The 24,807-nt window shown below is 69.3% G+C and carries 17 protein-coding genes and 1 pseudogene; 2 read left to right on the plus strand and 16 right to left on the minus strand.

Features of this window, described 5'->3' with window-relative positions:
- Positions 1-141 precede the first annotated feature (141 nt).
- The 8 genes from ispG to AB0D34_RS19705 all read right to left on the minus strand — a co-directional run bounded on the left by ispG (position 142) and on the right by AB0D34_RS19705 (position 9,902).
- A complete protein-coding gene (ispG, locus tag AB0D34_RS19670; RefSeq protein WP_362663058.1) occupies positions 142-1,299 on the minus strand; it encodes a flavodoxin-dependent (E)-4-hydroxy-3-methylbut-2-enyl-diphosphate synthase in 1,158 nt (385 codons plus the stop codon).
- Between the two features lie 170 nt (positions 1,300-1,469).
- Positions 1,470-3,374, minus strand: a complete 1,905-nt coding sequence (locus AB0D34_RS19675) for a recombinase family protein (RefSeq protein ID WP_362663059.1) — start codon at positions 3,372-3,374, stop codon at positions 1,470-1,472.
- Between the two features lie 234 nt (positions 3,375-3,608).
- Entirely contained in the window at positions 3,609-4,901 is a 1,293-nt protein-coding gene (locus AB0D34_RS19680) for a site-2 protease family protein (protein ID WP_362663504.1), read from the minus strand.
- Positions 4,902-4,909: 8 nt separating this feature from the next.
- Positions 4,910-6,166, minus strand: a complete 1,257-nt coding sequence (gene dxr / locus AB0D34_RS19685; RefSeq protein ID WP_362663060.1) for a 1-deoxy-D-xylulose-5-phosphate reductoisomerase — start codon at positions 6,164-6,166, stop codon at positions 4,910-4,912.
- Positions 6,163-6,414, minus strand: coding sequence for a helix-turn-helix transcriptional regulator (locus AB0D34_RS19690; RefSeq protein ID WP_362663061.1), 252 nt, complete (start codon positions 6,412-6,414; stop codon positions 6,163-6,165). The genes dxr and AB0D34_RS19690 overlap by 4 nt, the downstream gene beginning before the upstream one ends.
- 10 nt (positions 6,415-6,424) lie before the next feature.
- Positions 6,425-8,356 (minus strand): acyl-CoA dehydrogenase family protein, encoded by a 1,932-nt coding sequence (locus tag AB0D34_RS19695; RefSeq protein ID WP_362663062.1) that lies wholly within the window; start codon positions 8,354-8,356, stop codon positions 6,425-6,427.
- 111 nt (positions 8,357-8,467) lie between these two features.
- Positions 8,468-9,277, minus strand: coding sequence for an endo-1,4-beta-glucanase (locus AB0D34_RS19700; protein WP_362663063.1), 810 nt, complete (start codon positions 9,275-9,277; stop codon positions 8,468-8,470).
- Positions 9,278-9,350: 73 nt separating this feature from the next.
- The gene (locus AB0D34_RS19705; protein WP_362663064.1) at positions 9,351-9,902 is read right to left on the minus strand and encodes a hypothetical protein; all 552 of its coding nucleotides are present in this window, start codon (positions 9,900-9,902) and stop codon (positions 9,351-9,353) included.
- 325 nt (positions 9,903-10,227) lie between these two features.
- Here AB0D34_RS19705 and AB0D34_RS19710 point away from each other — a divergent pair, with 325 nt between their 5' ends.
- Positions 10,228-11,235: a LacI family DNA-binding transcriptional regulator gene (locus tag AB0D34_RS19710; RefSeq protein ID WP_362663065.1), complete on the plus strand. Its 1,008-nt coding sequence runs from the start codon at positions 10,228-10,230 to the stop codon at positions 11,233-11,235.
- Between the two features lie 83 nt (positions 11,236-11,318).
- On the plus strand, positions 11,319-13,367 hold the full coding sequence (locus tag AB0D34_RS19715; RefSeq protein WP_362663066.1) for a TIM-barrel domain-containing protein: 2,049 nt from the start codon (positions 11,319-11,321) through the stop codon (positions 13,365-13,367).
- Positions 13,368-13,433: 66 nt separating this feature from the next.
- On the opposite strand, the pseudogene AB0D34_RS19720 reads toward AB0D34_RS19715, so the two are convergent.
- From AB0D34_RS19720 to AB0D34_RS19755, 8 genes and pseudogenes are all read right to left on the minus strand, one after another.
- Positions 13,434-13,779 (minus strand): annotated as a pseudogene (locus tag AB0D34_RS19720) (hypothetical protein).
- An 84-nt stretch (positions 13,780-13,863) separates the two neighbouring features.
- Positions 13,864-14,574, minus strand: a complete 711-nt coding sequence (locus tag AB0D34_RS19725; RefSeq protein ID WP_362663067.1) for a hypothetical protein — start codon at positions 14,572-14,574, stop codon at positions 13,864-13,866.
- A 39-nt stretch (positions 14,575-14,613) separates the two neighbouring features.
- Positions 14,614-16,812, minus strand: coding sequence for a glycoside hydrolase N-terminal domain-containing protein (locus AB0D34_RS19730; protein WP_362663068.1), 2,199 nt, complete (start codon positions 16,810-16,812; stop codon positions 14,614-14,616).
- The gene (locus AB0D34_RS19735) at positions 16,809-18,779 is read right to left on the minus strand and encodes a beta-galactosidase (RefSeq protein WP_362663069.1); all 1,971 of its coding nucleotides are present in this window, start codon (positions 18,777-18,779) and stop codon (positions 16,809-16,811) included. Before AB0D34_RS19735 ends, AB0D34_RS19730 begins: the two co-directional genes overlap by 4 nt.
- Positions 18,776-20,977: a 1,4-beta-glucanase gene (locus tag AB0D34_RS19740; RefSeq protein ID WP_362663070.1), complete on the minus strand. Its 2,202-nt coding sequence runs from the start codon at positions 20,975-20,977 to the stop codon at positions 18,776-18,778. Before AB0D34_RS19740 ends, AB0D34_RS19735 begins: the two co-directional genes overlap by 4 nt.
- A gap of 147 nt (positions 20,978-21,124) precedes the next feature.
- Complete coding sequence (locus AB0D34_RS19745; RefSeq protein ID WP_362663071.1) at positions 21,125-22,051, minus strand: carbohydrate ABC transporter permease; 927 nt, start codon at positions 22,049-22,051, stop codon at positions 21,125-21,127.
- Positions 22,048-23,100, minus strand: coding sequence for an ABC transporter permease subunit (locus tag AB0D34_RS19750; RefSeq protein WP_362663072.1), 1,053 nt, complete (start codon positions 23,098-23,100; stop codon positions 22,048-22,050). Before AB0D34_RS19750 ends, AB0D34_RS19745 begins: the two co-directional genes overlap by 4 nt.
- The gene (locus AB0D34_RS19755) at positions 23,100-24,779 is read right to left on the minus strand and encodes an extracellular solute-binding protein (protein WP_362663073.1); all 1,680 of its coding nucleotides are present in this window, start codon (positions 24,777-24,779) and stop codon (positions 23,100-23,102) included. Before AB0D34_RS19755 ends, AB0D34_RS19750 begins: the two co-directional genes overlap by 1 nt.
- Positions 24,780-24,807 lie beyond the last annotated feature (28 nt).

Consider the following 24,807-nt stretch of genomic DNA (forward strand, 5'->3'; position numbering starts at 1 on the left):
TGAGGCGCCCGTGTCCTGGTGGCCGTCCCTGGGGAATGCGCCCCCAGACCCCATCGGCCCGAAGGGCCTCGTCCTCAAACGCCGGACGGGCTGACATCGCGCGGACCGGCGCTTGGAAGACTCGGGCGACGAAACACCCCGTCAGCCCGCGACCGACACCGACGGCTCGCCCGAGGCGATGCCGTCCGCCTCCATCTGCTCGGCCAGCTTCATGGCCTCCTCGATGAGGGTCTCCACGATCTTGGACTCGGGGACGGTCTTGATGACCTCGCCCTTGACGAAGATCTGGCCCTTGCCGTTGCCGGAGGCGACACCGAGGTCGGCCTCGCGGGCCTCGCCCGGGCCGTTCACCACACAGCCCATGACCGCGACGCGGAGCGGGACCTCCATGCCGGTCAGGCCCGCCGTCACCTCTTCGGCCAGCTTGTAGACGTCGACCTGCGCGCGCCCGCAGGAGGGACACGACACGATCTCCAGGCCGCGCTGCTTGAGGTTCAGGGACTCCAGGATCTGGTTGCCGACCTTGACCTCCTCGACCGGCGGGGCCGACAGGGACACGCGGATGGTGTCGCCGATGCCCTGGGAGAGCAGCGCGCCGAACGCGACGGCCGACTTGATCGTCCCCTGGAAGGCGGGACCGGCCTCCGTGACCCCCAGGTGCAGCGGGTAGTCGCACTGGGCGGCGAGCTGCCGGTACGCCTCGACCATCACGACCGGGTCGTTGTGCTTGACGGAGATCTTGATGTCCCGGAAGTCGTGCTCCTCGAAGAGGGACGCCTCCCACAGCGCGGACTCGGCCAGCGCCTCGGGGGTCGCCTTGCCGTACTTCTGGAGCAGCCGACGGTCCAGCGAACCGGCGTTGACGCCGATCCGGATCGGCGTGCCGTGGTCCTTCGCGGCGCGCGCGATCTCCTTGACCTTGTCGTCGAACTGCTTGATGTTGCCGGGGTTCACGCGGACGGCGGCGCAGCCGGCCTCGATGGCCGCGAAGACGTACTTCGGCTGGAAGTGGATGTCCGCGATCACCGGGATCTGCGACTTGCGCGCGATGGTCGCGAGGGCGTCCGCGTCGTCCTGGGTGGGACAGGCCACGCGAACGATCTGGCACCCGGACGCGGTCAGCTCGGCGATCTGTTGAAGGGTGGCGCCGATGTCGGACGTACGCGTCGTCGTCATCGACTGCACGGAGACGGGGGCGTCACCGCCGACCGCCACAGACCCGACCTGGATCTGCCGGCTCTTCCGGCGCTCGGCGAGCCTGGTCGGAACGGACGGCATGCCGAGAGAAATCGCAGTCATCTGCTGTGCAACCCCAAGTCGTGGATCAAGGCCCAGGTCCCGTCAGCGGCGGGCTCCGGACTTCGAGATTACGGCACCGACGCAGGCGCGAGCACATCAGCGCCGTCAAACCCACTCAATGGGAGACGGCCCGGCATGGAGCATGCCGGGCCGCCGCCAACGCCGTATGGCTAGGAGATTCTGACCGGCTTAACCACGCGGGCACCGATCGAGATGCTCGGCTGCGCCTCGGTGATGAGCCCCGAGCTGATGGACAGTTCCGGCGCGGTTCCATGACTCAGCACAGGAGTGCCCTCTCCCCCCTCAACGAGGATCTGCACGATCTCCTCCCACACTCCGTCCGCCAACCAGGTTCGCTGCCGGAGTCGAACCTTTCCAGGGGCACCGAAACGCTCCGGAAGGTCACGCCACAGGATCCCCGAGCGCAGACGATGCAGCATCCCCGTGAGGGCAGCTCGCAGATCGAGCGGCGAACGGAAGTGGTGAGGCCCGTACCTGGAGCGCAGCAACTCGTCGATGCGAGCCCACAGGCTGTCCGTGGGGTCCGGAGGTACGGGTACCCCTGTGCGCTCATGCCACTGAACGGTCAAGCACTTCCTCCCCTCGCGGTACCTGAACTCCGGGTCCGTGATCTCGACTCGCACCTTGAGCTGCTCGATCAGTCGCCGTTGTTCGGAAGGCGACAGAGCCTGGATGTCCGGTGCGCCTGCCCCCAAGACAGCAGTAAGCCGGACATCCCTGCGGACTCGGGCCTCCAGCTCCACCAGCCAGTCCCGCGCATGGGCGAGAACTCGCTCCAACGCCCCTTTGTCAGCTTCGATCTGCCGCAGCGCAGCAACGACGACACGACTTTGCTGGGCCTCGCACCGCAATGCGTCCAGTTCCTCAGCACACTGCGCGACAAGCCCCTTCAGGGACCTCACCCGCCCGGCATGCAGAATCAGCCGCGTTTGCGTCTCGAAGGAGACCGGCAGCATCGGCCGAGCACGGGGTGGCGTGGATGCCAGCAGAGCATTGACGTGCCGCGCCACCTGTTGCTCGACGTGATCAGCACGCAGAAAGGCGCAACCACAGGGAACCTTTTCCTGCCATCCCGAACAACGGTATGTCCGCACCCCGTCATTGCTGCGAAAGCACCCGACGTAGGCCCGCCCGCACGGCCCATGGATTCGGCCGGTGAGCGGATAGTCCCCCAAGGGCATTTTGCGCGGCCGGGACAGCTCGGCCAGTCCTTGTTGAACGGCGCGGATCCGGTCCGTCGGGAGGATCGGCGGCAGCGGGATCACCACGCTCTCGCCATGCACGGGCTGTCCGGAGCCATCAAGCCTGGTGCAATGGCCACCCCATTGCTGATCGGAGCGGCGAAAGACTGCCTCTCCGCTGAACGCAGCGCTCTTCAGCCGCCGGTGGAGGTTCGCCCTCGTCCAACGCCTGCCGCTGCGGGTGGGGATGCCTCGCCTGTTCAGTTCCTCGGCAAGGTCAGTGAGGGTCCGGCCGCCCTCGATCACAAGGTCTGCCAGAAGCCTCACCACGGCTGCCTCATCCGGATCGACCCGGAGAGTCGATCCGAAGGCGCCCTTCCCGCTGATCCTGTAACCATAGGGAGCCGGACCACCCGGCCAACCACCGTGAACTGCCTGGAGCTGCCGACCCGATTGCGTTCGAGCGACGATTCGGGAGTAATCCACCTCCACCGCCTGTGCCAGCCGGTCGATGGTGAGCCACCGGCCGAGTCCCGGTTCCCCCAGCACCTGGTCGCAGCACCCGAACTCTGCCCCGGCATCCTCGATCTGCCAGAGGCAGCGCCAGATGGCTGCTTCAGTCCGCCCCAAACGGTCAAGGCTGGACGCGAGTACGACGCTTACCCGGCCTGCGGCGATTTCCGCGAGCAGCTCATTCAGTCCAGGCCTCGAAGCTGTCGATCCCGGCTCACCGAGGTCTTCCCAGGATCCCGCGAGTCGCCACTTCGGATGTTTCTCCGCGAAGGTCCGAATGGCGTCGGCCTGAGCCGGAATTCCATACCTTCGCTTCTGCTCCGCCGTCGAGATCCGCATGTACGCGGCGACGGCGACCACCTCGGAGTACCTGCTCTTGTCTTCTGCGCACGGCGCAGTACCTTGCTGCATGTCAGTCCCTCTCAGACTGGCCAGACCCCAGGGTGTTAGCGCACCGCTGGGGTCACCCATGAACAGCAAGAACGTACGAAGCCCGGACCTGCGCCGTACCAATAAGCCTCGCCTTTCACTCGTGTGAGCTACACGGGTGGAAGGCGAGGCCCAATTGCCATCTTGATAGAAAATGACCGGTTGTCAGCTGATTTTGACCGGATTAACTACATCGGCGACGAGCACGAGCAGGGTAAAGCAGATGAAGATCCCCGCCACCACATAAGCCACCGGCATCAGCTTCGCCACATCGAACGGTCCCGGGTCCGGCCGCTTCAGCACCTTCGCCAGGTTGCGGCGCAACGACTCCCACAGGGCGCCCGCGATGTGGCCGCCGTCCAGGGGCAGCAGCGGGAGCATGTTGAAGAGGAACAGGGAGAGGTTGAAGCCCGCGACCAGCATCAACGCCATGGCCAGCTGCTGAGTCGGCGGGATGTCCAGGGTGAAGATCTCGCCGCCCACCCGCGCCGCGCCGACCACGCCCATCGGGGAGTCCGGCTCGCGCGGGGCGTCGTCGAAGGCCGCGTTCCACAGGGCCGGGATCTTGCCGGGGAGTGCGGCGAGGGAGTCGACGGCCTCGCCGACGCGCTCGCCCATCCAGACCACGGAGTCGCCGAAGTCCTGCTTGACGATGCCGGTGGCGGCGCTGAAGCCGAGGAAGCCGGCGGTGACGTACTCGCCCTGGACGTACTGGCCGCTGGAGTCCTTCTTGGCGACCTGGTTGGAGGCGATCTTCGCGGTGAGGGTGACGTCCTTGCCGTCGCGCTCGACGACGATCGGGACCGTCTTGTCGGGGTTGGCGCGGATGAGGTCGGAGAGCTTGTTCCAGTCGTCCGTGCGCACGCCGTTGAACGCGAGGATCTTGTCGCCCGCCTTGAGGCCGGCCGCCGCGGCCGGGGAGGCGGGGTCGGAGGCCTTGCAGTTCTCGCGGTTCTGGCTCTGGGCGATCACGCACTTGGAGACCGAGCTGACCGTGTTGGTCTGCTGGGAGATGCCGAAGCCCATGAGGACCGTGAGGAACAGGGCCACCGCGAGGATCAGGTTCGCGAAGGGGCCCGCGAACATCACGATGACGCGTTTCCAGGGCTTACGGGTGTAGAAGAGGCGCTTCTCGTCGCCGGGCTGGAGCTCCTCGAAGGCGGCCGAGCGGGCGTCCTCGATCATGCCTCGCCAGGGGGAGGTGGAGCGTGCGCTTATACGGCCGTCGTCGCCGGGCGGGAACATGCCGATCATGCGGATGTAGCCGCCGAAGGGGATGGCCTTGATGCCGTACTCCGTCTCGCCCTTCTTGCGCGAGAAGATCGTCGGGCCGAAGCCGACCATGTACTGCGGCACGCGGATGCCGAAGAGCTTGGCGAAGGACAGGTGCCCCAGCTCGTGCCACGCGATCGACACCAGGAGGCCGAAGGCGAAGAGCCCTATGCCGAGGATGAACATCAGGGTCGTCATGCACGGGCCTCCGCCGTCTGTGCCGTCAGTTCCCGGGCCCGGGTCCGCGCCCAGGTCTCCGCTTCGAGGACGTCCGCGACGGTGAGCGAGGTTCCGGCGCGCGGGGTGCCGTGCTCGTCCACCACCCGGGTCACGGTCTCCATGATCCCGTTGAACGGCAGCGCGCCGGCCCGGAAGGCCTCCACGCACTCCTCGTTGGCCGCATTGAACACCGCCGGGGCCGTGCCCGCGAGCTGTCCCACGTGCCTCGCAAGGTTGACCGAAGGAAACGCGTCGTTGTCGAGCGGGAAGAACTCCCAGGTGGACGCCTTGCTCCAGTCGAAGGCCGGTGCCGCGTCGGGGACGCGCTCGGGCCAGCCGAGGCCGATGGCGATCGGCCCGCGCATGTCGGGGGGCGTCGCCTGGGCGATCGTGGATCCGTCGGTGAACTCAACCATCGAGTGGACATACGACTGGGGATGCACGACCACCTCAATGCGGTCGAAGGGAATGTCGTAGAGGAGGTGTGCCTCGATGACCTCAAGACCCTTGTTGACGAGGGTGGCGGAGTTGATCGTGATGACCGGGCCCATGGCCCAGGTGGGGTGGGCCAGGGCGTCCTCGACGGTCACCTGCGCGAGGTCGGCTTTCGTACGGCCGCGGAACGGTCCCCCGGACGCCGTCACGACCAGCTTGCGTACGTCGGCCCGCGTCCCGGACGCCAGGGACTGGAACAGTGCCGCGTGTTCGGAGTCGACCGGAATGATCTGTCCGGGCTTGGCGAGCGCCTTGACCAGCGGGCCGCCCACGATGAGCGACTCCTTGTTGGCGAGCGCGAGGGTGCGGCCCGCTTCCAGGGCGGCGAGGGTGGGGGCGAGGCCGATGGAGCCGGTGATGCCGTTGAGGACGGTGTGACAGTCGGATGCGGCGAGCTGGGCGGCCGCGTCGGGGCCGGCGAGGATCTCGGGGCGCGGTTCGCCCGTGCCGTAGAGGCCGCTGAGCGCCTCGCGCAGCTGCGGTACGACGTCCTCGCGGGCGACGGCGACGGTCCGCGCCTTGAGCCGGTGGGCCTGCTCGGCGAGGAGCCCGACCCGGCCGCCGTTGGCGGAGAGCCCGGTCACCCGGAACCGGTCGGGGTTGCGCAGCACGAGGTCGATGGCCTGGGTGCCGATCGAGCCGGTGGAGCCGAGGATCACCACGTCCTTGGGGCCGTCGCCCGCGAGGGGGTCGTAGACCAGGTGCGGGTCGGCGAGAGGGGCTGGACTGTCGCTCATCCCTCCATTGTGGCCGTAAGGACGGTGTAGGAGGACAGCGCGTCCCCTTTGAGGTGCTGGCCGTCGGTTGGACGGGTCACGTGCCGTACACCCGGACGCACACCGCGCTCGATCTGGTCGATCCGACTGCGGCCGAGCTGTGACGCCCCGCCCAGAGCCTCCTGGCTGAGCCCCTGGGCTTCCCGAGAGTCGCTGAGATGACAGGAGCCTCTGCCGCCGGACAGGGTGTCCCCCTCACGGGAGGACACCCTGGGCCACTCACCGGATCGGCCGGTGGACGTTCTCCCGTTCGCTCGGGCCGGGGGTCGCGTCCGCGATCCAGACGCCTTCGCCCGAGGGGTCGACGATGCCGTCCTCCAGCCAGGTGTAGGTGCCGGACAGGACTCCCTTGACGACCTTGCGGTCCTGTTCGTCGGTGTTGTTCCAGAGGCGGCCGAAGAGTTCCTCGACGCGCAGGCGGGACTGGTGGCAGAACGTGTCGGCGAGCTGGTAGGCCTCGCGGCCGTGGGGCTCGGTGGTGTAGAGGAGTTCGGCGCGTACACAGGCCGCGCTCATCGCGAAGAGTTCGGCGCCGATGTCGACGATCCGGCCGAGGAAGCCCTGCTTGGACTCCATGCGGCCCTGCCAGCGGGACATGGCGTAGAAGGTGGAGCGGGCGAGCTTGCGGGCGGTGCGTTCGACGTAGCGCAGATGCGTCGAGAGGTCGACCTCGCGCTTGAACTCGCCGTAGGAGTTCGGCAGTTGGCCCGGTCCGGCGACGAGCTTCGGGAGCCACTTGGCGTAGAAGACGCCCGCGTTGGCGCCCGCCTTCGCCTTGTCGGAGAGGGATTTCTCCGGGTCGATGAGGTCGCCGGCGACGGAAAGGTGGGCGTCGACGGCCTCGCGGGCGATCAGCAGGTGCATGATCTCCGTGGAGCCCTCGAAGATGCGGTTGATGCGCAGGTCGCGCAGGACCTGTTCGGCGGGGACGGCCTTCTCGCCGCGGGCCCTGAGGGATTCCGCGGTCTCGAAGCCGCGGCCGCCGCGGATCTGGACGAGTTCGTCGGCGATGAGCCAGGCCATCTCGGAGGCGTAGAGCTTGGCGAGGGCGCCCTCGATGCGGATGTCGTTGCGGTCCTCGTCGGCCATCTGGGAGGACAGGTCGAGTACGGCCTCCAGGGCGAAGGTGGTCGCCGCGATGAAGGAGATCTTGGAGCCGACGGCTTCGTGGTGGGCGATCGGCTTGCCCCACTGTTCGCGGGCCGCCGACCATTCGCGGGCGATCTTCAGGCACCACTTGCCGGCCGCGACGCAGGAGGCGGGCAGCGAGAGCCGGCCCGTGTTGAGCGTGGTCAGGGCGATCTTCAGGCCCTGCCCCTCCTTGCCGATGAGGTTCGCGGCCGGGACCCTGACCTGGTGGAAGCGGGTGACGCCGTTCTCGATGCCGCGCAGGCCCATGAAGGCGTTGCGGTTCTCGACGGTGATGCCGGGTGAGTCGGTCTCGACGACGAAGGCGGTGATGCCGCCCTTGTGGCCCTCGGACTTCGGTACACGGGCCATGACGACGAGGAGGTCGGCGACCACGCCGTTGGTGGTCCACAGCTTCACTCCGTCGAGGACGTAGTCGTCCCCGTCGGGTACGGCCGTGGTGGCGAGGCGGGCCGGGTCGGAGCCGACGTCCGGCTCGGTGAGCAGGAAGGCGCTGACGTCGGTGCGGGCGCAGCGGGGCAGGAACTTCTCCTTCTGCTCCTGGGTGCCGAACAGTTTCAGCGGCTGGGGTACGCCGATCGACTGATGGGCCGAGAGCAGGACGCCGATCGCCGGGCTCGCGGAGCCGACCAGGGCGAGTGCCTTGTTGTAGTACACCTGGGTGAGGCCGAGGCCGCCGTACTTGGTGTCGATCTTCATGCCGAAGGCGCCGAGTTCCTTGAGCCCGTTGACGACGTCGTCGGGGATGCGGGCCTCGCGTTCGATGAGTGCCCCGTCGACCTTCGTCTCGCAGAAGTCGCGGAGCTGGGCGAGGAACTCCTCGCCGCGCCGGGCGTCCTCGGCCGGGGGCATCGGGTGCGGGTGGATGAGGTCGAGCCGGAAACGCCCGAGGAACAGTTCCTTGGCGAAGCTGGGCTTGCGCCAGTCCTGCTCCCGGGCGGCCTCCGCCACCTCGCGGGCCTCGCGCTCGGTGACGACGGGCTTGGTGGACGGTGCGGACATCAGGCTCACCTCGTGGCGAATCGGGATCTTGTGGCCGATGTATTACTGACCGGTGCTACTCGATCGTATGTACCTGATCCCGGGCGAGGTCACCACCCCGCGCGCGGCCGTTCAGCCGATGTCGACGGAATACGACTTGGTGTCCAGTCGTCCGGTGCCCTTGAAGACCTCGGTGCCGGACTCGATGCCGGAGACGTACTTGTCGTTGCTCAGGAGCCCCCGGCGGACGAGGGCCTGGGTGAAGTCGTCGAGGTTCAGCGAGGCCTTGCTGGTGTTGGCCTGGCGGACGAAGGAGTAGACCTTCCAGCCGATGTCGCCCTGGTAGATGTCCCACATGGCGCCGCCGAGGCTGACGCTGCCGTACTTGGTGCCGAGGGGGCCCGCGCCGCCCTGGCGGTTGAGCCAGATCATGATCTCGTCGGTGGGCTGGTCCTGCCAGTCGGCGGTGTTCTTGGTGTGCAGCCACAGGTCGTAGGCGACGTTCATGGTGCCGGGGTTGGCGCTGACGGTGAAGTCCCAGCTGGTCCTGACCGGCTTGCGGTCGCCGACGCGGATCGGCAGGCCGGTGGACGGCTTGTCGACCTTCCAGCCCCAGTGCCAGCCGAGCACGGTGGAGGCGTACGACTTCACGTCGTAGTCCTTGCCGGTGGCGCTGTTGGCCAGGCTGTAGTTGGTGCCCCACGAAATGGTGGAGCCCGATCGGGAGTTGGACCAGACGCACTGGGTGCCGGTGTACTTGCCCTCGTTCCAGAGGTTGTTGTTCACGTAGTACTTGCCGAGCGTGATCGTGTCGAAGGCCGTGCACTTCTTGTCGGACTCGTCCGCCTGGGCGACGGTGACGCCGGCGGCGGCCGCGAGGACGACCGCGGCGGAGCCGAGGGTCTTCGCCTTCTTGGACAGACGGGGACGGCGGTGCTGCATGGGGGGTCCTTCCGGGCGGCGGTTCGTGTGACGTCCCCTGGTGGCCGCCCGCTTCGGAAAGGTTGCCGTCGGGTCAGGGGGCCGCACGGACGCGGTTGCCGCGCAGGACGTACCGGGTGCGGCCGTCGGTGAGGAGCCGGACGTCGTCGGTGCCGGCGTCCTCTTGGACCACCCGGTAGCCCACCGCGGCCGGGTCGGCCCGCACGGGGGCCGGTGACCTGTTCCGGCGGCGCGTGACCCCGGGTCGCCGGGGCCACCCCGGCTGGGTGAGGGTCAGCCCGTACTCGGGGCGGGCGATGCCGAAGTCGACGATCCGGGCGCCCGGGCTGGTCAGGGCGATGTTGGTGGACGGCTTGAGGTCACGGTGGACCGGTCCGGCCTCGTGGACCACGGCGACCGCGCGGGCCGGCTCGGCCGACAGCGCCCGGGCCCCGGCCCCGGCGAACGGCCCGTGCTCCGTCACCGTCTCGGCCGGACTCGGGCCCGCCGGATGTGCGGCGGCGGTCCAGGGGACGGGCCCGTCGAGGTCGTACCCGGGAAGCGGCGCGACGCCGGGTCCGCGCACCGCCGACGCCGTCCGCGCCTCGCGCGGGAAGCGGCGCGCCAGCGACTCGCCCCGCGGCACCTCACCGCCGCGGGCCGCCCGCGCACGCCCCCTCCCAGATGTACGGCGCCCGTCCCGCCCCTCGCCGGGCACCGCGACGATCCGGTGCGGGCCGGTCCACCGGCCGGGTTCCTCCGCCCCTGATCCATGGCCCCCCGCGGCCGGTCGTGGTAGGCAGGATGCCGCGGCCCGACCGCCCCGTCCGCCGCGCTCCCGGAAGTCCCTGTCGAAGCGCTTCGACAACCTATGGACACCCACCCCCGGTGGAGCTACTGTCGAACCACCCTCACCCGCCCATGTTCGTTCTGCGCACTGTCGAAGCGCTTCACAAAGCTTGGAGAGCTGGATGGTCACCCTCGCCGAGGTCGCCCAGCACGCCGGAGTCTCGGCGAGCACGGTGAGCTATGTCCTCAGTGGCAAGCGGTCCATCTCAACGAGCACCCGGCAGCGGGTCGAGGAGAGCATCCGCGAGCTCGGCTACCACCCGAACGCCGGCGCCCGCGCACTCGCCAGCAGCAGGTCCAACATCATCGCGCTGATGATCCCGCTCCGCACCGACATGTACGTGCCGGTGATGATGGAGATCGCCATCGCGGTGGCCACCACCGCGCGGACCCACGGGTACGACGTCCTGCTGCTCACCGGCGAGGAGGGGCCCGACGCCGTACGACGTGTCACCGGCAGCGGGCTCGCCGACGCGATGATCCTGATGGACGTCGAACTCGACGACGAGCGGCTGCCCTTGCTGCGCGGCACCGACCAGCCCTCCGTGCTCATCGGTCTCCCGGCCGACACCTCGGGCCTGACCTGCGTCGACCTCGACTTCCGGGCCACCGGCGCGCTGTGCGTCGAGCACCTCGCGAAGCTCGGTCACCGCGACATCGCTGTCATCGGCGAGGCCCCCGCGGTCTACGAACGCCACACCGGTTTCGCCGAGCGCACCCTCGACGGACTCCGGTCGCGTGCCCAGGAGTTGGGCGTACGACTGCTGCACCGGCCGTGCGACGGCGGGTACGACGCGATGGCCGTGACCCTCGCCCGCATCCTCGACGAGCGTCCGTCCACCACGGGCTTCGTCGTGCAGAACGAGCAGGCCGTCGAGCCGCTGCTCGCGCTGCTCCGCCAGCAGGGCCGGGCCATTCCCGAGGATGTCTCGGTGGTCGCGATCTGCCCCGAACAGGTCGCCGTCCAGGCCTCGGTGCGGCTGACCTCGGTCGCCATCCCCGCCCAGGAGATGGGCCGGCACGCCGTGGAGCGGCTCGCCGCCAAGCTGGAAGGCCGCGGTGAGGACGAAGTCGTCCTGATCGAGCCCGAGTTGACGGTCCGGTCCAGCACCGGCCCGGCCGCGTCCTGACCGAAGCCTCGCCACCCAAGACCTCCTGCACGGCCCCTGCCGGGGCACCCCCTTGTCTGTCCTCCCCTTCAGGAGCACCCTCCGTGACTCAGCCTGCCGAAATCCAGCCCAAGGTCAGCCTCGCGCAGTCCTCCCCCACCGTCGGCACCTTCCGCGAGCGGGACGGCGCGCTGGAGTGGAGCGGCCGCCAGGAGACCGTACGTGTCGAGCCCTGGGGCCCGGACGCGGTCCGGGTGCGGGCCCGGCTCGGGGGTCCGATCCTCGAAGGGCTGCCGGGCGCCCTGCTGGACGAGCCGCCGGCCACCGAGAGCACCGTCAAGATCGGTGGCGGGGAAGCCCAGTTGACCGTGGGCGCGCTCACCGTCCACGTCGACGCCGAAGGCCAGCTCCGCTTCCTGCGCACCGACGACTCCGCCGAACTCCTCGCGGAGGCCCGCGCGCACTTCTGGTGGCCCGGCTCGCGGCTCTACACCGCCGTCGGCAACGGCCACCACCGCCTGGAGCAGCGCTTCGCCGCCTACGACGACGAGAAGCTGTACGGCCTCGGCCAGCACCAGCACGGCCGCTTCGACCAGAAGGGCCTGGTCCTCGACCTGATCCAGCGCAACGCCGAGGTCGGCATCCCGGTCCTCGCCTCCAGCCGCGGCTACACCCTGCTGTGGAACAATCCGGCCATCGGCCGCGTGGAGCTCGCCCACAACGGCACGCGCTGGGTGGCCGACTCGGCCCGCCAGATCGACTACTGGATCGCCGCGGGCTCCCCGGCCGACGGTCAGCGCCGCTACAGCGCGGTGACGGGCCGTACGCCGATGCTGCCGGAGTGGGCGGCGGGCTTCTGGCAGTGCAAGCTGCGCTATCGCACCCAGGACGAACTCCTCTCCGTGGCAAGGGAGTACAAGCGACGCGGCCTACCCATCTCCGCGATCGTCTGCGACTTCTTCCACTGGACGCACCTGGGCGAGTGGAAGTTCGACCCGGCCGAGTGGCCCGACCCCGCGGCGATGGTCCGCGAACTGGACGAGCTGGGCATCAAGTTGGTGGTCAGCGTCTGGCCGTCGGTGTCACCGCTGAGCGAGAACCACCCGGTCATGGAACAGCGGGGCTACTTCATCGGCACGCAGTACGGCCCGATGGCGCACGCCGACTGGCCGGACAAGGGAGTCGCCTCCACTGTCCAGGTGGCCTTCTACGACGCCACGAACCCCGAGGCCCGGGAGTTCATGTGGTCGCGCGTGAAGGAGAACTACCTGGAGCCGTACGGCATCACGGCGTTCTGGCTGGACGCCTGCGAACCCGAACTCAAGCCGGGCTTCCAGGAGAACCTGCGGTACTGGGCTGGCCCCGGCCTCGAGGTCGGCAACAGCTACCCCTCGGAGAACTCCCGCACCTTCTACGAGGGGCTGACGGCCGCCGGCGAGGAGGTCATCACCCTCAACCGCTCGGCCTGGGCGGGCAGTCAGCGCTACGGTGCCGCCCTGTGGTCCGGTGACATCGGCACCGACTTCACGACCCTGCGGCACCAGATCGCGGCCGGCCTCAACACCGCGATGTCCGGGATCCCCTGGTGGAACACCGACATCGGCGGCTTCCACGGCGGGGATCCGGACGACCCGGCGTACCGCGAGGTCATGGTCCGCTGGTTCCAGTTCGGCGCGCTGTCGCCCCTGATGCGGCTGCACGGGTTCCGTGACCCGGGTATGGAGCTGGGGCCGGACATGACGGGCGGGCCCAACGAGGTGTGGTCGTACGGGGAGGAGGCCGGCGCGATCCTGGAGAAGTACCTGCGGCTGCGGGAGCGGTTGAAGCCGTACGTTCTCCAGGTGATGCGGGAGGCGCATGAGGAGGGGCTGACTCCGATGCGGCCGCTGTTCCTTGAGTTTCCGGAGGATCAGGCGGCTTGGGGGGTCGACGACGCGTATCTCTTCGGGGCGGATCTTCTGGTGGCGCCGGTGCTCACCGCCGGCGCGACCGCCCGGACGGTTTATCTTCCGGCGGGGTCGTCCTGGACCGATGCGTGGACGGGGGTGTCGTACGAGGGCGGGGCTTCGGTGACCGTGGCGGCTCCGTTGGACCGGATTCCGTTGTTCCTGCGGGATGGGGCGCGGTTGCCGATTCAGGAAGTGCCGCGGTAGGCCGTTTGCCGGGTGCGGCGCCGTTGTGGCTTGTCGCGCAGTTCCCCGCGCCCCCAAAAGAGACGTTCAGTTGCGGCAGATTGAGGGCAAGGCGCGGATCAGGGCCCGGGTGTGCAGCGCGTCCAAGTGGTTCTCGTGGTGGATCTGGAACGAGTCAGGCTTGGTCGTCGGGGCCTGGTCGGGGTGGGTGGTCCAGCGCTGGAACAGGCCGCGTTGGACGACCTTGTTCGCCTCCGGCCTGCGCGGCGACCGTGTCGAGGACCTGCTGTTCGCGGGCGGGGGCGTCGATGGGGCTGTCGGTGCCCCACTTGGCGGCGGCGACGAGGTCCGCGGTGGCGAGGCGTTCGGCGGAAAGGTCCGCGACGGGGAAGAGGCTCGTGGGCGTGGGGACCGCCGCCGCGCTGCCCGGCATGACGGCAACGCGGCGGCGGCGATCAGGGTGACCTGAGGGGGGTGGAGTTACGCATGAGTCCGATGAAACCCCACCCCCAGCCGGTCAACTGCTGCTGACACTCTCGCTGTTGACCGCGAAGTCCAGTCCGCCGGACGAGGACGTGATCTCGAAGCCGAACTGGAGGTCACCGATGGTCACGTTGCCGAACCAGCCTTTGGTGTCCTTGATCCACTTCAGGATGGGCAGGACGTTGACCGTGCCGGAGCTGGAGTTGGAGGTGCGGACGAAGGAGAAGACGGCGTTGGAGCCGTTGTCGCCCTTGTAGACGGTCCAGGTGTGACCGCCGAGCGTGACGTTGCCCTGCGAGGTGCCCAGCGGACCGACGGCGCCGGTCTTGTTCATCCAGAGCATGATCTCGTAGTCGTAGTTGGTGTCCCAGATGTCGTACGACGTGTTGTACGCGCCGGACGACGGAACCGAGACGTTGTAGCTGCTGGAGAGCGAACCGAGCGAGGTGATCGACTTGTTGATCACCTTCTTGGCGTTGGGGTACGACTTGATGCCGCCGGTGTTGGGGTGGTTGGCGTTGACGCCCCAGTTGGTGCCGGAGTTGGCCCAGATGCACTGGCTGCCGGCGCCGGAGCCCCAGATGTTGTTGTAGAGCGTGTAGCCGTTCAGGCTCGTGTTGGCCCACTGGTCGCAGGAGCTCCAGACGGCGGCGGAGGCCGGGGCCGAGGCGAGTCCGACGGTGGCGCCGATGGCCATCGCCGGGGCCAGCACCGCCATGGTGATCTTGCGCAGAGTGCTTGCCATGGTGTCCCTTTCCATGGGTGGGGGGAAATGCGGGGGTGGTTACCACGCCTCCAGACGGAGGACGTGGTCTTCTCCTGCGACGAGATTGAGCGGATCGGCGCCGGAGGAAGTCCGGAGTTCGATGCGGTGGGTCCGGGTGGGGCGGATCACCGCGATCGCTTCGGTGGGGTTCCAGGTGAGGTCGAGTTCCGCCCCGAACCGGGTGCGGATTCCTCGTAGTTCGCCCTGGGGGCAGGTGGCGGGTACCGCGGGCAGCAGCACCAGCCGGTCCGGCGTCGACTGCACGAGCATCTCGACGAGCACGGCGGGCAGGGTGTGGGCGGCGTCCGCGTTGTAGACGTCCCGGTTCGGGTAGTGCGCGCTCATCAGCGAGTCGTGGAAGAAGTCGCCTTCCAGGACCTGACCGAGGGCGTGTGCGACCCGTTCACCGTCGCGCAGGCGGGCCGCGACGAGGGCGTGGTGCAGGTGTCCGTGCGCCGAGTCGTTCTCGGAGCCGCGGAGTTCGAGGGCCCGGTGGGCGGCCTTGGCGAGGTCCGGGGTGTCGTACGGGGTGATCTCGTCGAGCGGCCAGACGCCGTAGAGGTGGCTGAGGTGGCGGTGGTCGTAGGTGTCGTCGAGGCCGGGCCAGGCCCATTCGGCGAGGGCTCCGTCGTCGTTGACACGGTGGGGCGGGAGGCGGTCGGCGAGGGCCCGCCAGGCTTCCGCCTTCTCCGGGTGGTACGCGGCGGCCGTGAGCAGGGCGTGGCGGGCCGCCGAGAGGTCCATGGCCGCGTTGATCGCGCCCCAGCCGGCGTTCGCCGGGCGGTTCTCGGGTGAGTAGGAGGGGACGACGACGAGATGGCCGTTCTCATCGACGCGGTGCAGGAAGTCCTCGTAGAACAAGGCGACTTCGGCGAGGGCGCGCGCGGTGCGCGGGTCCTGTTCGCCGCGGGTCTCGTCGTGGTCGACGAGGGGCTTGAGCAGCCAGTCGGCACCGGCCGTCCACAGGTGCAGCGGGTACTCGCGGCTGAAGTGGTACGTCAGCCCGGACTCGCCGTCGGAGTGCGGCGGGGCCACGACCCCGCGGGCGCCGAAGATCTCGCGGGCGTTGTCCTGCCAGTCCGGTATTTGACGGTAAATCAGGGAGGCGAGTGCTTCGGTGACTTCGGGGAGTGCGGCGCAGGCGGCGGACGCGGTCTGGAGGTTGACGTTGGCGTCGTTGGTGAACGCTCCCGACCAGGCCGTGTCCCAGTCGCCGGTCCACAGGCCGGTGAGGCGGGGCGGGAAGAGGCCGCTGGCGGAGAGCAGGTGGTAGCGGCCCGCGGCGAAGAGGCGCTCCAGGAGGGCGGGGCTGTCGGGGTGCCGGAGCAGCTCGGAGCCCGGCAGGGCGCGTTCGGCGGGAGCGGCGCCGAGGTCGAGCGTCACCCGACGGTAGGCGGCGCGGTGCAGCTCGGTGTGGCGGGCGAGGAGGTCGGTGTACGGATCCTCGTGGTCCTCGGGCAGGAGTTCGCCCAGCGCCCGGGCCTCGGCGAGCGCGTCCGGCTCCTCGGTGTGCCGCAGGACGCGGGTGAGCAGGAGCACGGAGTCCGCGCCGGTGATACGGAGCCCCGGGGGCGTGAGGGTCGTACGGCCGCCGGTGACCGCGACGAGGGTGACGCCGGTGTAGGCGCGGTCACTGCCGGGGTAGCGGGCGCGCAGGGTGAGCAGGGCGCCGTCGGGGGTGAGGACGGCGCCGTGGCCCACGGCCAGGTCGTGGGGTGCGCCGGGGAGCCGGTGGTCGAGGGAGATGTCCAGGTCGGGGGTGGTGACCTGGTGGACGATGACGTCGTCGGCGCGGGAGACGAAGACACGGCTGAGCCGGCCGTCGTACTCGGTCCGCGCGACGCCGGTGGTGAAGTCGACGGAGCGGCGGAAGCCGGTGTTCTCCGCACGGGCGGGCCGTCGCAGCCGTATCGCGAAGGCCGGGTGGAAGGGCTGCACCCACTGGAGTTCGCGCCGGTCGGTGAAGCCCTCGGCCGCGTGCGGGTCTCCGGCGAGCAACCGGTCCTGGAGCGCGGGGAGTTCGACGGCCAGCCGGGGCGGGCGGGCGTGTTCGGCACCGTTGGGACGGACCAGGGTGTGGTGGGTGACCACGACCCGCTCGTCCTCCGGGGCGCCGAACAGGAGGGCGCCGTGACGGCCGTTGCCGCTCAGGAAGCCGTCCTCCCAGCGGGTGGCCGGCGCGGGTTCCCAGGTGCCGTGGACGAGGCCGTCGCTCATGGCTTGAGCACCGCCACTCCGTAGCGGCCCAGGGTCACCCGGTCCGTGTGGGACTCCCCCGTCAGCAGGTCCAGGTGTGTCCCGGGCACGTCGACCGTCACGGCCTCGCGCCCGTGGTGGAGCAGGAAGAGCAGCTCGCCGCGGCGGACGGCCTCGACGCGGTCGGGCAGTCCGTCGAGGGCGGGGCGTGCGCCCGCGTCGTACGCGATCCGGCCGAGGAGTTCGCGCAGGGCGCCCGGTTCGGGGAGTGTCGAGAGGTACCAGGCGCGGCCCCTGCGGAGCACCGCCGGCAGCCCGTCGAGCTCACCGCCCTTGTAGGCGGCCTCTGTTGTGGCGTCCTCGGTCGTCGCGATCTCCTCCGACCACAGCGTGCCCCGGAACCCGTCGCACTCGGCGTGCTCGCCCGCGTCCAGCGGCCACCACTCGTGCAGGGTGCGGATGCCGAACAGTTCACGCAGCCGGGCGTCCATGCCGCCGGGGCGCACCCGGTCGTCCTGGTCGGCGACGCCGGTGAGGAAGCCGGAGACGAGGGTGCCGCCCTGGCGGACGTAGGCAAGGAGGTTGTCGATCGCCGTGTCCGTGAGGGCGTACAGCTGGGGTACGACCACCATCCTGTAGGCGGTGAGGTCGTGTTCGGGGTGGGCGAAGTCGGTGGTGAGGTGGGCCTCCCAGAGGGCGCGGTGCCAGGACTTCAGTACGTCCGGGTAGTCGACCTCGCTGGAGAGGCGGCCGTCCTGGGTGCCGGCCCACCAGGAGTGCCAGTCGTGCAGGATCGCGATGTCGTTGCCGGTGTGACTGCCCGTCACCTCGCCGGAGATGAGCGCGAGTTCGGCGCCGAGCTGCTTGACCTCCCGATAGGTGCGGCCCTCCTCTCCCGCGTGGCTGACCATCCCGGAGTGGAACTTCTCCGCGCCCTGCCGGGACTGGCGCCACTGGAAGTAGCACACGGCGTCGGCACCGCGGGCGACGGCCTGGAGGGACCAGAGGCGGTTCAGGCCACGGGGTTTGGGGTGGTTCACACCCCGCCAGTTGACCGGCCCGGCCGCCTGCTCCATGAGCATCCAGGGTCCGCGCGCCTGGGAGCGGGTCATGTCCTGCACGAGGGCGCCTTGTTGGGTCCCCAGCGGATCGCGCGGGTCGGGATAGATGTCGACGGAGACGACGTCCTCCTCCTCGGCCCAGCGCCAGGCGTCCTGGCCGATCCACAGGGGCATGAAGTTGCTGGTCACCGGGGTGTGCGGGGTGGCCCGCCGGACGATGTCCCGCTCGGCGAGGTAGCACTCCAGGAGCATGTCGGAAGTGAAGCGCCGGAAGTCAAGGACCTGGCTGGGGTTCTTCATGTAGTGCGCGTGACGGGGCGTGTGGACCTCGGCCCAGTCGCCGTAGCCCTGGCTCCAGAAGGCGGTGCCCCAGGCGGAGTTGAGGGCGTCGAGGGTGCCGTATCGCCGCTGGAGCCAGATCCTGAACCGGGCGGCGGCCTCGTCGCTCCAGTCGAAGGTGCAGTACTCGTTGTTGATGTGCCACATGGTGAGGGCCGGGTGGCCGCCGTAGCGGGCGGCGAGGTCCTCGGTGATGGCGGCGGCGTAACGGCGGTAGGTGGCGCTGGAGTGCGAGAAGTGCTGGCGCCCGCCCCAGTACTCGGTGCGGCCGTCCTGGTCGACGGGCAGGGTGTCGGGGTGGCGGTGGCCCATCCACGGCGGCGGCGAGGAGGTCGGGGTGGCGAGGACGACCCCTATGCCGTTGTCGTGCATGAGGTCCATCAGCCGGTCCAGCCAGCCGAAGTCCCGTTCTCCCGGGCGGGGTTCGAGCTTCGCCCAGGAGAAGACGCCGAGGGTGACGGAGTTGACGCCGGCGGCTTTCATCAGCCGGACGTCCTCCTGCCAGGTCTCCTCGGGCCATTGCTCGGGGTTGTAGTCGCCGCCGTAGAGGATGCGGCCGCGGGTGGCGTCCTGGAGTCCTGGTGTCATGCCGGCTCCCCGTACTGGATGCCCCGCCCGTTGGTCGCGATGTAGACCCGGCCGTACACCCGCGGGTCGGCGGCGATGGTAGCGCCGATCCAGCCCCACTGGTGCTGGTCGTCGTTGACGCGCACCCAGGTCTTCGCGCCGTCGTCGGAGCGGTACACGGCGGTGATCGCCTCCGTGGAGCCGACCATGTAGATCGCCGGGTATCCGGCTCCCTGGGCGGCCTTGCCGAAGGCGAGGGTGTGCGAAGCCCAGCAGCTGGTGAGCCTGGTGAAGGTCGCGCCGCCGTCGGTGGACCGGTGGAGGCCGTTCGTCTTGGTGCTCAGCCACAGGTCGCCGGAGCGCCCCGGCGCAGCTGCCAGCTGGAACTGGCTGTCCCCGGAGGGCAGTCCGCTCGCGCGTCCGGTGAAGGTGAGACCGCGGTCCGTGCTGGCGAACAGGGTCCCCGTGTCGGTGTCGTACGCGTAGAAGCGCGTCGGGTCGGCCGGGTCGGCGAGCGGGGTGGCGCCCTTGGGGTAGGTCGAGACCTCGGACCAGGTCGCGCCGTTGTCCGTGGAGCGCTGGGCCGGGTACTTGGTGCCGTCCCAGTGCACGAAGGTCCACAGCAGCACGCTGCCGTCGCTGTTGGTGGCGATCGGGCCGGGTGCGTCCTTGGCGAGGGCGGGCCGGCCCGCGAAGGGCGCCCAGGTCTTGCCGCCGTCGTTCGAGTAGGCGCCGTTGCCGTGGTCACCGAAGCCCGTGCGGACGACGTACGAGGGCTTGGCGGCGGCCTGGGCGAGGCCGGTCGCCGACCCGAACACGGGGTTCGAAGCCATACCGCGCGAGGGCGAGGCCGTCAGTCGCTCGTGGTACATCACCCCGATGTCCCCGAGACCGCTGAGCAGGTGCGCCTCCCCGGTCGGGGGCGAGATCAGCTGGCGTACGGAGGTCTCCTCCAGGCCGCGGATCTGCGGGGCCCAGTGCTGGAGGTCGCGGGTGCCGTAGAGGGTGGCGCCGGTGCCGTAGACGATGTGCTTCGAGTCGTACGGGTCGACGGCGACGGCCTGGATCCACCAGCCGAACTTGGGCTCGTCGGCGCCGAAGGTGAGGAAGGGGGTCTCGGAGACGTCGAGGACCGCGGTGTCCTTCAGGGACGTCCAGGTGCGGCCGCCGTTCGTGGTCCGGTACAGGGTGTCGACGTCGGCCCAGCGGTTGTTGGTGGAGACGACGACGGTGCCGGGGCGGCGGGCGTCGACGGAGACCCCGCCGTAGGCGAAGGTGTCGGCGGAGCCGTCGCTCGTGGTCCCGCCGGGCTTCACGGGCGTGACGTCGGTCCACTTGCCGCTCGCCGTGGCCAGCTTGTGCACACTGCCGTCGGACTGCCCGTTGGGACCGGGCGCGTTGGCGTAGCTGACGTACAGCTCGCGGGTGTGGCAGTCGTAGGCGGCCCGGATCGGCACCTTGGCGTTCGTGCCGGAGGGCTGCCCGGGGGCGGCTTCCCAGGTGGTGCCGTCGGAGGTGCGGTACAGGTTGGCGGTGGTGCCGTCGGAGTCGCCCCACCCGGCGTAGAGGACCCGCCCGGCGGCGACGAGCAGGGTGACGCCCTGGCCGCTGCTGCTGGGAGTGCCGGGGAAGGTGCTCGCGGTGGCCCAGGTGGCGCCCCGGTCGGTGGACTTGAGCAGCCCGTCGTGTCTGGTGCCCAGCCACAGCGTGTCGCTGTCCCGGGGATCGACGAGCAGCCGCTCCCCGGTCCCCCGCCCGTCCTCGTTCCCACCGAGCTTCACGGTGAGGTCGGTCCGGGCCCAGGTCGCCCCGCGGTTCTCGGACCGCAGCACGGCCCCGTTGCCGGCCCAGGACTGCGCGTAGGTACCGAGTGCGAGATAGACCCGGTCGGGGTGGGCGGGGTCGACGGCCATGGCCTCGACACCGAGCAGGTTCCAGTCGTCCCACCCGAGGTCGTCGTTGAGCGGGATCCAGCGCGCGCTCCGGTCGACCCAGCGGTAGGCGCCACCGATGTCGGTCCGGGCGTAGGCGAGCCCGCGGACGGAGGGGTGGAAGAGGACGCCGGTGACGAATCCGGTGCCGCCGATGGCGACTTGGCGCCAGCGGTAGGAGGGGGTGGCGGCCGCGGCGGTCCCCGAGAGGGACGGAAGGGCGGTGATCGCGGCGGCGGCCGCGGTCCCGGCAAGAACAGCACGACGGCTGAGCCCGGACGTAAGCATGACAAACCTCGCTCTGAACTAAGGGAGAGTGAGCCCACCTAGGGGCGCGGGGCTGCATCGATGTGCGGCTCCGCCGCGTGGGCGCGACAGGCCACGACGAACCTGCAGCCGCCCAACTACTTGAAGCCCCCGTTGATCAGGCGCAGGTCACCCCTTCACCGCGCCCGTGAGCATGCCCTTCTTGAAGTGCCGCTGCACGAACGGAGAAGCCACCGCCACCGGAATCAACGCCAGCACCATCACGGCCATCTGCAACCCCAGCGACGACAACTGCCCGGTACGAACCGCCTGCTGCAACCCCGTAGGGGCCTCCGTGTTCTTCTGCACCAACTGAATGAGCACGTTCTGCAGCGGCATCATCGACTGATCACTGAGATAGATCGACGCGTTGAACCAGGCACTCCAGTAACCCACCGCGTAGAACAGCGAGATCACAGCCAGCACCGCCCGGGACAGCGGCATGACGATGGTCAGCAGAATCCGCATGTCCCCGGCCCCGTCGATCCGCGCCGACTCGGTGAGTTCGGGCGAGATCCCCATGAAGAAGGCCCGCAGCACAAGGATGTTGAAAACGCTGACCGCGCTCGGCAGGATCAGGGACAGATAGGTGTCCGTGAGCCCCAGCGACTGCACCAGCAGATACGTCGGGATGAGGCCGGCGCCGAAGAACATCGTCGCCATCATGGTCATCAGGAAGAACCGATGGCCCAGACTCCCCGGCCGCGACAGCCCGTACGCCGCCAGCACCGACACCGCCATCGAGAACAGCGTGCCGACGAGGGTGACCCCGATCGACACCATGATGGCCCGGCTGACCTGCCCCCCGCTGAGCAGTTCCGTGTAGTTGACGAAGGTGATGCCCTGGGGGATCACGACGAGCCCGCCGACCCGGTCGATCACCGGTTTCGGGGAGAGGCTGGTGACGATGACGATCCACAGCGGACCGAGCACGCCGAGACAGCACAGGAGAAGGAGACCGCCCTTGGCGGTGAGTCCGGCCTTGCTCGGCTCCTCCTCCCACACCGGCCGGGCGGGAGCCTTGAGACTGCGGACGAGCTGCGTGTTGAGGCTCACTTCTTGTACACCCCCTGCTCGCCGAGCAGGTGCGCGAACTTGTTCGCGCCCAGGACGAGGCAAAGTCCGATGGCTCCCTTGACGAGGCCGACCGCGGCCGCGTAGCTGAAGTCGCCGTTCTGGATACCCATGTTCCACACGTAGGTGTCGAGGACCTCACTGGCCCCCGCCCCCACCGCGTACCGCTGGAGCAGGAACTGCTCGAAGCCGACGCTGAGCGCGTCGCCGACCCTGAGGACCAGGAGCAGCGCGATCACCGGGCGCAGCGCGGGCAGCGTCACGTGCCACATGCGGCGCCAGCGTCCGGCACCGTCCATGGCCGCGGCCTCGTACAGGTCGGTGCTGACGGCGGCCAGCGCGGCGAGGAAGACGATGATCCCCCAGCCGGCGTCCTTCCAGACGGCCTGCGCGGTGACCAGGTACTTGAACAGGCCCGCGTTGGTCATCAGGTCGAAGCCGCTCCAGCCGTGGTCCTCCAGGGTCTGGGCGATGATGCCCGCGCCGCCGAAGATCTGCTGGAACACGGTGACGACGAGGACCCACGAGAAGAAGTGCGGCAGATACATGATCGCCTGCGCCACGGCCCGCACCCGGGGCCGGATCACGCTGTTGATGAGCAGCGCGAGGGCGATCGGGATCGGGAAGAACAGCACCAGCTGGAGTACGAACAGCACGATGGTGTTCTTCGCGGCGCTCCAGAACAGCGGGTCGTCGATCATCCGCGAGAACTGCTCCACCCCGACCCAGGGGCTGTGGAAGATCGCGGTGACACCGTTGCTGGAGACGTACGGGTCGTACTCCTGGAAGGCGACGACGTTGCCGAGCAGCGGAACGTAGTTGAAGACCAGCAGCAGGACCATGACCGGCAGCGTCATCAGGATGAGCGTGCGGTCGCGGCGCAGCCGGATCTTGAAGGGAACCTTGGCGGCCTTGCTCGCCTTGCCCGGCACTCGGGGCTTCGCCACCGCGGCGGCGACCGCGGCCGTCGGTTCCTCGACGGCCGCGGGGGGACGAGTCCCGTCGGGCCTGCTCCCGGCCGTGAGAGACATCAGTTGCCGCTGCCGTTCTTGTCGATGAGCTCCTTGTACCAGTCGCGCAGCTTGTCGCCGCCGGAAGACTTCCAGGTGGAGATGGCGGCCTGGACGTCGGAGAGCTTGCGGTTGCCGCGCACGTAGTCGAGCTCCAGCTGCTCGAACTGGCTGTTGAGGTTGGCCCAGCGGGTCGGCTCGACGATGTTCATGCCGAAGGTGGACGTCTTCTTCATGAAGGCGCCCATCCGCTGCTGCCACTCGACCTGCTTGCGGGCGGTCTCGGGGAAGTCGGGGTGGGCGTAGTAGGCGGCCGGGGCGGCCAGCATCACCCAGGCGTTGAGCACCTCGGAGTTGCCGAGGTCGTTCTTGACCGGGACGCCGTCCTTGACGGTGTAGTGGGTGCCCTCGACGCCGTAGTCGACGAGCATCCGCTCCTTGGTGCCGTAGGGCGCGGCGGCGAAGTCGGCGGCGGCGAGAGCGTTCTCGATGGTCGCCTTGGAGGCGCCCTTGCGGATCATCGACCAGATGCTGGCGGGCTGTGACGCCCACAGCGTCGGGTCACCGCCGTCGGCTCCGAAGATGTCCATGCCCTCGATCTTGAAGTCCGGGTTGGACGCGGCCTGTTCGGCGGTCTTGCCGTACCAGCTGGCGATGTTGTCGTTGTAGACGAGAACCTGCCCGGCGGTGAACCGCTGGCCCTGGTCTCCGGTGCGCGCCTTGTCGTCGGGGTGGACCACGCCCGCGTCGAAGAGTTTGCGGACCCACTCCAGGGCTTCCAGGTACTCGGGCTGCTCGACGCGGTACGTCAGCTTGCCGTCGTCGCCGATGTTCCAGCCGACCGTCCCGGAACCGCGGACACCGAAGATGTTCCACGCGGTCCAGCTCAGGTCGCCGCAGGCCCAGACCTTGGCCTTGGCGCTGGTGGCCTCCTTCGCCCAACTGAGGAACTCGTCGGGCGACTTGGGGACCGAGTAGCCCTTCTTGTCGAAGATGTCCTTGCGATAGAAGGGGGTGATGAAGCCGGCGGTGGCCGAGGGCATCGGGATCCCGCGCAGGGCACCGCCGAAGATACCCATGCGCCAGGCGTCGGACGGGATCGCGGCCAGGTTCGGGTACTTCTTGATCTTGTCGCCCGCGATGTGGGGGCTGAGGTCCATGAACTTCGCGGTGACGGCGTTCGCGATCTTGCCGACCAGTTCCCAGCCGGGCACGACCACCATGTCGGGTATGGAGCTGGAGGCGAGGACCGCGCCCAGCTTCTCGCCGTAGGTGTTGCCGTCCTGGTTCTGCCAGGTGATCTTGGTGCCCGCGGCGGCGTCGAGCGCCTTGTAGTAGGCGCAGCCGGCCTTCGGCGGGGAGCCCCAGAACGGGGACATGATCTTGATGGGGGCGCCGGTGCCGAGCTTCTCCGGGACCGAGGTCTTCAGGGCCGCGAGGTCGACCTTGCCGGTGTAGCCGGCGGCCGAGCCGTTCTTGGACGGCAGGTCCGGGTTCGCGACCGTGCTGGCGACGAACGTGGGGAGCAGCTTGTCCGCGGCCTTGCCCGACGTGGTCCCCTCGCGGTCGCCACCGCCCGAACCTCCGCAGGCGGCAAGGAGCGGCATCCCGCCCGCCACCGCGGCGGTGGCGACCGCCGTCGAGGCGAGGAAGCTTCTCCGGCTGGGCCCGGAGGAGGCGGAAGCGGCGTTCGGCGTCATTGCGTCAACCCTTCATGGCGCACCAGGA

The organism is Streptomyces sp. NPDC048420 (genome assembly GCF_040651535.1).
Taxonomy (GTDB): Bacteria; Actinomycetota; Actinomycetes; order Streptomycetales; family Streptomycetaceae; genus Streptomyces.